This is a genomic window from Brevundimonas sp. UBA2416 (genome assembly GCF_002343105.1).
Classification (GTDB): Bacteria; Pseudomonadota; Alphaproteobacteria; order Caulobacterales; family Caulobacteraceae; genus Brevundimonas.
In genome coordinates, this window is sequence record NZ_DDRM01000019.1 from 240490 (window position 1) to 247293 (window position 6804).

Annotated in this window: 8 protein-coding genes; 4 read left to right on the plus strand and 4 right to left on the minus strand. The window is 68.3% G+C overall.

Annotated features, from left to right (window positions below; all coding sequences use genetic code 11):
- Positions 1 to 78: 78 nt before the first annotated feature.
- The 3 genes from B3E43_RS07605 to fabD form a co-directional block, all read right to left on the minus strand.
- Entirely contained in the window at positions 79 to 279 is a 201-nt protein-coding gene (locus tag B3E43_RS07605; protein ID WP_292028101.1) for a hypothetical protein, read from the minus strand.
- Entirely contained in the window at positions 279 to 1019 is a 741-nt protein-coding gene (gene fabG / locus B3E43_RS07610; protein ID WP_292028102.1) for a 3-oxoacyl-[acyl-carrier-protein] reductase, read from the minus strand. Before fabG ends, B3E43_RS07605 begins: the two co-directional genes overlap by 1 nt.
- Before the next feature lie 172 nt (positions 1020 to 1191).
- Positions 1192 to 2136: an ACP S-malonyltransferase gene (gene fabD, locus B3E43_RS07615; protein WP_292028103.1), complete on the minus strand. Its 945-nt coding sequence runs from the start codon at positions 2134 to 2136 to the stop codon at positions 1192 to 1194.
- A gap of 175 nt (positions 2137 to 2311) precedes the next feature.
- Between fabD and B3E43_RS07620 the strand changes: the two genes are divergently transcribed.
- The gene (locus B3E43_RS07620; RefSeq protein WP_292028105.1) at positions 2312 to 3115 is read left to right on the plus strand and encodes a helix-turn-helix transcriptional regulator; all 804 of its coding nucleotides are present in this window, start codon (positions 2312 to 2314) and stop codon (positions 3113 to 3115) included.
- Positions 3116 to 3184: 69 nt separating this feature from the next.
- A complete protein-coding gene (locus tag B3E43_RS07625; protein ID WP_292028108.1) occupies positions 3185 to 4285 on the plus strand; it encodes a serine hydrolase domain-containing protein in 1101 nt (366 codons plus the stop codon).
- Here the strand turns inward: B3E43_RS07625 and B3E43_RS07630 are convergent.
- The gene (locus B3E43_RS07630) at positions 4282 to 5688 is read right to left on the minus strand and encodes an FAD-binding oxidoreductase (protein WP_292028110.1); all 1407 of its coding nucleotides are present in this window, start codon (positions 5686 to 5688) and stop codon (positions 4282 to 4284) included. The two genes, B3E43_RS07625 and B3E43_RS07630, sit on opposite strands and share 4 nt — an antisense overlap.
- A gap of 56 nt (positions 5689 to 5744) precedes the next feature.
- Here B3E43_RS07630 and B3E43_RS07635 point away from each other — a divergent pair, with 56 nt between their 5' ends.
- Positions 5745 to 6155: an NUDIX hydrolase gene (locus B3E43_RS07635; protein ID WP_292028112.1), complete on the plus strand. Its 411-nt coding sequence runs from the start codon at positions 5745 to 5747 to the stop codon at positions 6153 to 6155.
- A gap of 94 nt (positions 6156 to 6249) precedes the next feature.
- On the plus strand, positions 6250 to 6804 hold a 555-nt coding region (locus tag B3E43_RS07640), incomplete at its 3' end, for an SPFH domain-containing protein (RefSeq protein ID WP_292028114.1).

Below are 6804 nucleotides of genomic sequence, written 5' to 3' on the forward strand. Positions count from 1 at the left end.
GACGCAAGCCTTGAACGCAGACTCAGGCCAACCGGCTGTTCAGGGTTTAGCACGGCGGCGCGGGCAGGAAATAGCCCGTTACCGGGTTTGAACGCCCCGGTTGACCCACCAGACCAGCCCGCCGCCCGCCAGGGCCAGGGGCGCGCCGTAGATCGCCCAGATGATCTGGCCGGTCATGAAGCTGCCCGGCAGGATGTTGAGCCCCTGCAGGACCCAGATGATGCCGATCAGCAGCATCGGGCCGCTCAGGATGGTGGCGAGGATGCGGAGGGTTTTCATCAGATCATCGCCATGCCGCCGTTCACGTGAAGGGTCTGCCCCGTGACATAGGCGGCTTCGTCGGAGGACAGATAGACGGCGGCGGCGGCGATCTCGTCGCCCGTGCCGAGGCGGCCGGCGGGGATGTTCTTCAGGATGGTCTCGCGCTGCTGGTCGTTCAGGACGTCCGTCATCGGCGAGGCGATGAAGCCCGGAGCGATGCAGTTCACCGTGATGCCGCGCGAGCCGACTTCCTGGGCCAGCGACTTGGAGAAGCCGATCATGCCGGCCTTTGAGGCGGCGTAGTTGGTCTGGCCGGGGTTGCCGGTGACGCCGACCACGGAGGTGATGCCGATGATCCGGCCCGAACGGCGCTTCATCATTCCCTTCATGGCCGCGCGCGAGAGGCGGAAATAGCTCTCGAGATTAACCCGGATCACGTCCTGGAAATCCTCGTCCTTCATTCGCATCAGCAGGCCGTCCTTCGTGATGCCGGCGTTGGCGACGAGGATGTCGAGCGGGGCGCCGGCGGCTTCCTCGGCCCGGGCCAGCAGGCCGTCGACCGACGCAGCGTCCGACAGGTTGGCCGCGGCAGCGAAGGCGCGCTCGCCCAGCTCCTTAGCCAGGTCCTGCAATACCGCTTCGCGGGTGCCGGAGAGGACCACGGTTGCGCCCTGGGCGTGCAGCGCGCGTGCGATGGCCCCGCCGATGCCGCCGGTCGCGCCGGTCACGAGGGCGGTCTTGCCGGTGAGATTGAACATCTGTGTCTCCTCTTCCTTCTCCCCTTGCGGGAGAAGGTGGCCCGGAGGGCCGGATGAGGGGTCGCGCGGACCTCTCAAGTTGAAGTTGGAGACGCCGCGCCGGTTCCGCCGGTGCGACCCCTCATCCGTCAGGCTGCGCCTGACACCTTCTCCCGCAAGGGGAGAAGGGAAGTCAAAAACTCTTCGCGAACGCTTCCAGATCTTCCGGCGTGTTCAGGGACAGGCTTTCCGCGTCCGGCGCGATACGCTTGGCCATGCCGGCCAGCACCTTGCCGGAGCCGATCTCGGCAAAGCGGGTGACCCCGCCCTCCCCGGCCATCCATTCCATGCTCTCGCGCCAGCGGACGCGGCCGGTGACCTGTTCGACCAGCAGGCGGCGCAGGACTTCGGGGTCGCGCTCGGGGCGGGCGGTGACATTGGCGACGACGGCGACCGAAGGCGCGACGATGGTCGCGGAGGCCAGGGCCGTGGCCATTTCGTCGGCGGCGGGCTGCATCAGCGGGCAGTGGAAGGGCGCCGAGACGTTCAGGGGAATGGCGCGGGCGCCCAGTTCCTTGGCCTTTTCGATGGCTCGGTCGACGGCGGCCTTGTCGCCCGAGATGACGATGTTGCCGGCGTTGTTGTCATTGGCGACGACGCAGACGCCGACCTCGGAACCCGCCGCGGCGGCGGCCTCGGCCAGGGCCAGGTCGGTATTAGGCCCGATCAGGGAGGCCATGGCGCCGCGGCCCACGGGCACGGCGCGCTGCATGGCCTGACCGCGCAGCTTCAGCAGGCGGGCGGTGTCGGCCAGGGTGATCGAACCGGCGGCGCACAGGGCCGAATATTCGCCCAGCGAATGCCCGGCGACGAAGCCGGCGCGGCTGACATCGACGCCGAACTCGACCTTGAGCACGCGGGCGGCGGCCAGCGAAACGGCCATCAGGGCCGGCTGGGCGTTCTCGGTCAGGGTCAGTTGGTCCTCAGGGCCCTCGCGCATCAGCACCGACAGCTTCTGGCCCAGCGCCTCGTCGATCTCGGCATAGACCTCGCGGGCGGAGGCGAAGGCGTCGGCGAGCGCCGCACCCATGCCGACCGACTGGCTGCCTTGTCCGGGGAACAGCAGGGCGAGGGTCATGTCGGGTCTCCGGCGGTGTTGAATCGAGCCGGAGGGGTAGGACGATCAGGCCGCAGGGGCAAGACGGGCGGTCCGGAGGCTGGATCGGGATGAATGTTGGAGCGCTCTCCCGGATGACGGGTGCCGCCGATTGTTGCTAACTGGACCCGGGCCCGTCGGCCGGGGAGTCTTGACGATGACGCACAGGCGCCTGGCGCGCGGCGATTTTCTCGGAGCGCTGCGGAAGTCCGTCTCGGGCGGCGGCTTCTGCGTCGAGCTGCGCATCGCCACCCTGCCGCCCGAAGCCGTGGTCGAGCATGCCCATGACGAGGCGCATTTCATCCTGCCGCTCGACGAGGGCTACCGCAGTCTGGCCGGCCGGCACGGCCGCGGGGGCCCGGTCAGGGCCGGAGAGCTGATCTACAATCCGCCGGGCACGACCCATCAGGACTGTTTCGATGAGGCAGGCGGACGCTTCCTGTCCGTCTCGACCCCGGTGTCCTCGGAGATTGGTGGAGACCTGCCCGTCCTGCTGGACGACGCGGTTTCGACGGCGGCGGTGCGGCGACTGTTCGGCGGCTGTATCCGCTTCGAACCCGGCGACGAACTGGCGCTGGAAGACCGGGCCCTGGCCATGCTCGCGGCCGCCTCGCGGCCCCGGCCGGCGCGACCGGGGGCTCCGCCGGACTGGCTCGAAAGCGCCAGAGACATGATCGCCGACCTCGCTTGCGATCAGGGGCTCGAGGTGCGCGGCATCGCGGCGGCGGTCGGCGTGCACCCGGTGCATCTCGCGCGCACCTATCGACAGCGTTTCGGCATCAGCCCGGGCGACGCGATTCGTCGTCGCAGGGCCGACATCGCCATGGCGGCCCTGGCCCAGGGGCTGCGCCCGATCGAGGCGGCGCACGCGGCTGGCTATGCGGATCAGAGCCATATGACCCGCGAGCACGGCCGCATCTACGGCGTCAGTCCGATGACCAGCGCGGCGGCGCTGGCCTGAGAATGTTTCACCGGTTCAAGACAGTGGGGCCCTGATTGCGTCATGGAACCCGTGAAACCGGAGTGTCTCATGCGTAGTCTCGTCCTCACCGCCTGCCTGTCCCTGATCGTCGCTTGGCCCGTCCGGGCGCAACAGACGAATGACTGGCCGATTGTCGTCCCGGCCGGGAGCACGGAGACCGCCGTCGCCTTCGCCCGGATGGACACGGCGGTACGGGCCGGCGAGTTCCACAAGATCACCAGCGTTCTTGTCGCCCAGGGCGGCCATGTCATCCATGAGACCTATTTCGATGAGGCCGGGGCAGAGGGCCGGCGCAATACCCGTTCGACCACCAAGACCGTGACCGCCATGCTGATAGGGGCGGCCATCGCGGAGGGATCGATCCGTGGTGTCGACGCCCCGGTCATGCCGTTCATCGCCGGCTATGGGCCGTTCGAGAATCCGGACCCACGCAAGGCACAGATCACGGTCGAGGACCTGCTGTCGATGAGCTCCCTGCTCGAATGTGACGATCAGAACCAGTTCTCGCGTGGCAACGAAGAGCGGATGTATCTGATCGAGGACTGGGTGAAATTCGCCTTCGACCTGCCGATCCGCGGCTTCCCCGCATGGGTCCCCCGGCCGGAGGACTCTCCCTATGGCCGGTCATTCAGCTATTGCACGACCGGGGTGACAACCCTGGGGGCCGTCGTCCAGTCGGCGACGGGCAAACCCCTGCCGACCTTTGCCAGTGAGGCGCTTTTCACCCCACTCGGCATTTCGGGCGAGGAATGGCAGTTCTCGCCGACCGGTCTGGCCCAGGGCGGTGGCGGCCTGGGTCTGCGCAGTCGGGATCTGCTCAAGCTGGGCCAGCTGATGCTGGACGGCGGTCGCTGGCACGGCCGTCAGGTCCTGCCGCAGGCCTTTGTGACGGCGATGACCACGCCCCATGCCTCGGTCGGCGACGGGCGCGGCGACTATGGTTATTTGACCTGGCTTCCGTCCTACGCCGTGAAGGGCGTGAGCTATCCGGCCTGGGCCATGGCTGGTACGGGTGGAAACAAGGTCGTGGTGATCCCGGCCCTGCAGGCCGTGGTGGTGGTGACAACCGAGAACTATGACGTTCGCAACCCGCACGGCATCGCAGACACCCTGATCAGCGAGCACGCGCTGGCGGCCCTCGTCCGCTAGAACAGCACCGCCGGGTTCATGATCCGGTGCGGGTCGATGGCCGCCCTCACCGCCTGCATGGTGCGGATTTCCAGCGGTGACTTGTAGCGCCGGGCTTCGTCGGTCTTCAGCCGGCCGAGGCCATGTTCGGCGGAGATAGAGCCGTCGTAGCGGGCGACGATGTCGTGGACGATCTGCGAGCCTTCCTGCCAGCGGGCGAGGAAGGCCTTCAGGTCGCCACCGGGCGGGCACAGGACGTCATAGTGGAGATTGCCGTCGCCGACGTGGCCGAAGGCGCTGACCCGGGCGCCGGGGTGGAAGCGTTCGACGGCGGCGGTGGCCTCCTCGAGGAAGTCGGCGATGCGAGACAGGGGCACGGAGACGTCGTGCTTCCAGCCGCCGCCCTCCGGCTTCTGGGCACCGGACTGTTCCTCGCGCACCTTCCAGAAGGCGGCGCGCTGGGCGTCGTTCTGGGCGATGGCGGCGTCATTGATCAGGCCGGTCTCGAAGGCATGGGTCAGCAGCCGCTCCATGGCCGCGTCGGCGGCGCCGGGCTCGCCCGAGACCAGTTCGATCAGGACGTACCAGGGCGGGGTGCTGTCCAGCGGCTCGCGCGTGTCGGGCACGTGGGCGAGGACGAAGCTCATGCCGATCCGCTTCATCAGCTCGAAGGCCTCGACCCCGCCGCCGGTCTCGGCCTTGGCGCGGGCCAGCAGTTCGATGGCGGCGGCGGGCGCGTCCAGCCCGACCATGGCGGTGGCGCGACTGCGCATGACGGGGAACAGTTTCAGGGTCGCCGCCGTGACCACGCCGAGCGTGCCCTCGGCCCCGATCAGCAGCTGTTTCAGGTCATAGCCGGTGTTGTCCTTGCGCAGGCGTTTGAGGCCGTTGAAGACCTCGCCGTCCGGCATGACCGCCTCGATGCCCAGCACCAGGTCGCGCATCATGCCGTAGCGGAGCACGGCGGTGCCGCCGGCGTTGGTCGAGATGACCCCGCCGATGGTGGCGCTGCCCTCGGCGGCGAGGCTGAGCGGGAACAGACGGTCGGCAGCGGCGGCGGCCTGTTGCGCTTCCAGCAGGGTGATCCCGGCCTCGACGGTCATGGCGTCGTCCAGCGGGGTGACGTCCCGCACGGCGCGCAGCTTGCGGGTCGAGAGCAGGACCTCGCCATAGGGAATCTGGCCGCCGACGAGGCCGGTGTCGCCGCCCTGGGGCACGATGGCGATGCGGTGTTCGGCGCAGACGCGGACCGCGGCGGCGACCTGGGCGGTCGAACGTGGCGTCAGCATCAGCGGCGAGTGGCCATGCCAGCGATTGCGCCACTCTGTCAGCCAGGGCGCGATCTCGGCCGGATCGTCGGTCCAGCCGCCGTCACCGAGGGCGGATTTCAGGGCGACGAGGGCGGCGGGAGATGGGGCGGTCATGGAGCCCTTGTCTCAAAGTCGTGGGCGCGGCGAAAGGGCCGTGTCAGGGTCGGAGTATGAACGCCTCCCTGCCCTCACCCGTGCCCTGCGTCGGCGTCGTCTGTCTGCGCGGTGACGACGTGCTGTTGATCCGGCGCGGTACGCCCCCGCGCCAGGGCGACTGGAGCCTGCCGGGCGGGCGAATCGAACCCGGCGAGCGGGCGGTCGACGCGGCCCTTCGGGAACTGCGCGAGGAGACGGGGGTCGAGGCCGAGATCACGGGGTTGATCGACGTGGTCGACGGCCTGTTTCCCGAAGCCGGCCGCCACTATGTGCTGATCGACTACGCCGCGCGCTGGCTCGCCGGCGAGCCCGTGGCGGGCGACGACGCCATCGAGGCGCGGTTCGTGGCGCTGGATCAGGTCGAGGCTCTCATTGACTGGTCCGAGACGCTGCGGGTCATCCGGATGGCCGTCGGCCCACGTTGATGGATCGCGATTACGCGGATGTCATCCCTGGCGTGTCCGGTTTCAGTGGCGCGCCGTCTGCAGGGTGCTAACCTGTACTGGACAGGGAGATTTCATGGACACCTCATTCCTCTTCACCGTTGCGCTGGTCGTACTGGCCTTCGTGCTGCTGTTCAGCGTGGTCAAGATCGTGCCCCAAGGGCGCGAGATGACCGTCGAGCGGTTCGGCAAATACACCCGCACCCTCAGCCCCGGGATCAGCATCCTGACGCCGTTCGTCGAGCGGATCGGCCGACGCATGAACATGATGGAACAAGTTCTTGATGTTCCGCAGCAAGAGGTCATCACCAAGGACAACGCCATGGTGAAGGTCGACGCCATCGTCTTCATCCAGGTGATGGAGGCCTCGGCCGCCGCCTACCGCATCGAGAACCTGCCCTACGCCATCACCCAGCTGTGCTCGACCAATCTGCGGACCGTGGTCGGTTCGATGGAACTGGACGAGGTGCTGTTCCAGCGCGACTCGATCAACTCCCGGCTGCTGACCGTGATCGACGCCGCGACCGAGCCGTGGGGCGTGAAGGTCAACCGCATCGAGATCAAGGACCTGACCCCGCCGGCCGACATCACCAACGCCATGGCCCGTCAGATGAAGGCCGAGCGCGAGCGC

Bases quoted from the DNA above. Each gene is read 5' to 3' on its own strand.
- B3E43_RS07605 (WP_292028101.1), bottom strand. From the start codon at position 279: ATGAAAACCCTCCGCATCCTCGCCACCATCCTGAGCGGCCCGATGCTG.
- fabG (WP_292028102.1), bottom strand. From the start codon at position 1,019: ATGTTCAATCTCACCGGCAAGACCGCCCTCGTGACCGGCGCGACCGGC.
- fabD (WP_292028103.1), bottom strand. From the start codon at position 2,136: ATGACCCTCGCCCTGCTGTTCCCCGGACAAGGCAGCCAGTCGGTCGGC.
- B3E43_RS07620 (WP_292028105.1), top strand. From the start codon at position 2,312: ATGACGCACAGGCGCCTGGCGCGCGGCGATTTTCTCGGAGCGCTGCGG.
- B3E43_RS07625 (WP_292028108.1), top strand. From the start codon at position 3,185: ATGCGTAGTCTCGTCCTCACCGCCTGCCTGTCCCTGATCGTCGCTTGG.
- B3E43_RS07630 (WP_292028110.1), bottom strand. From the start codon at position 5,688: ATGACCGCCCCATCTCCCGCCGCCCTCGTCGCCCTGAAATCCGCCCTC.
- B3E43_RS07635 (WP_292028112.1), top strand. From the start codon at position 5,745: ATGAACGCCTCCCTGCCCTCACCCGTGCCCTGCGTCGGCGTCGTCTGT.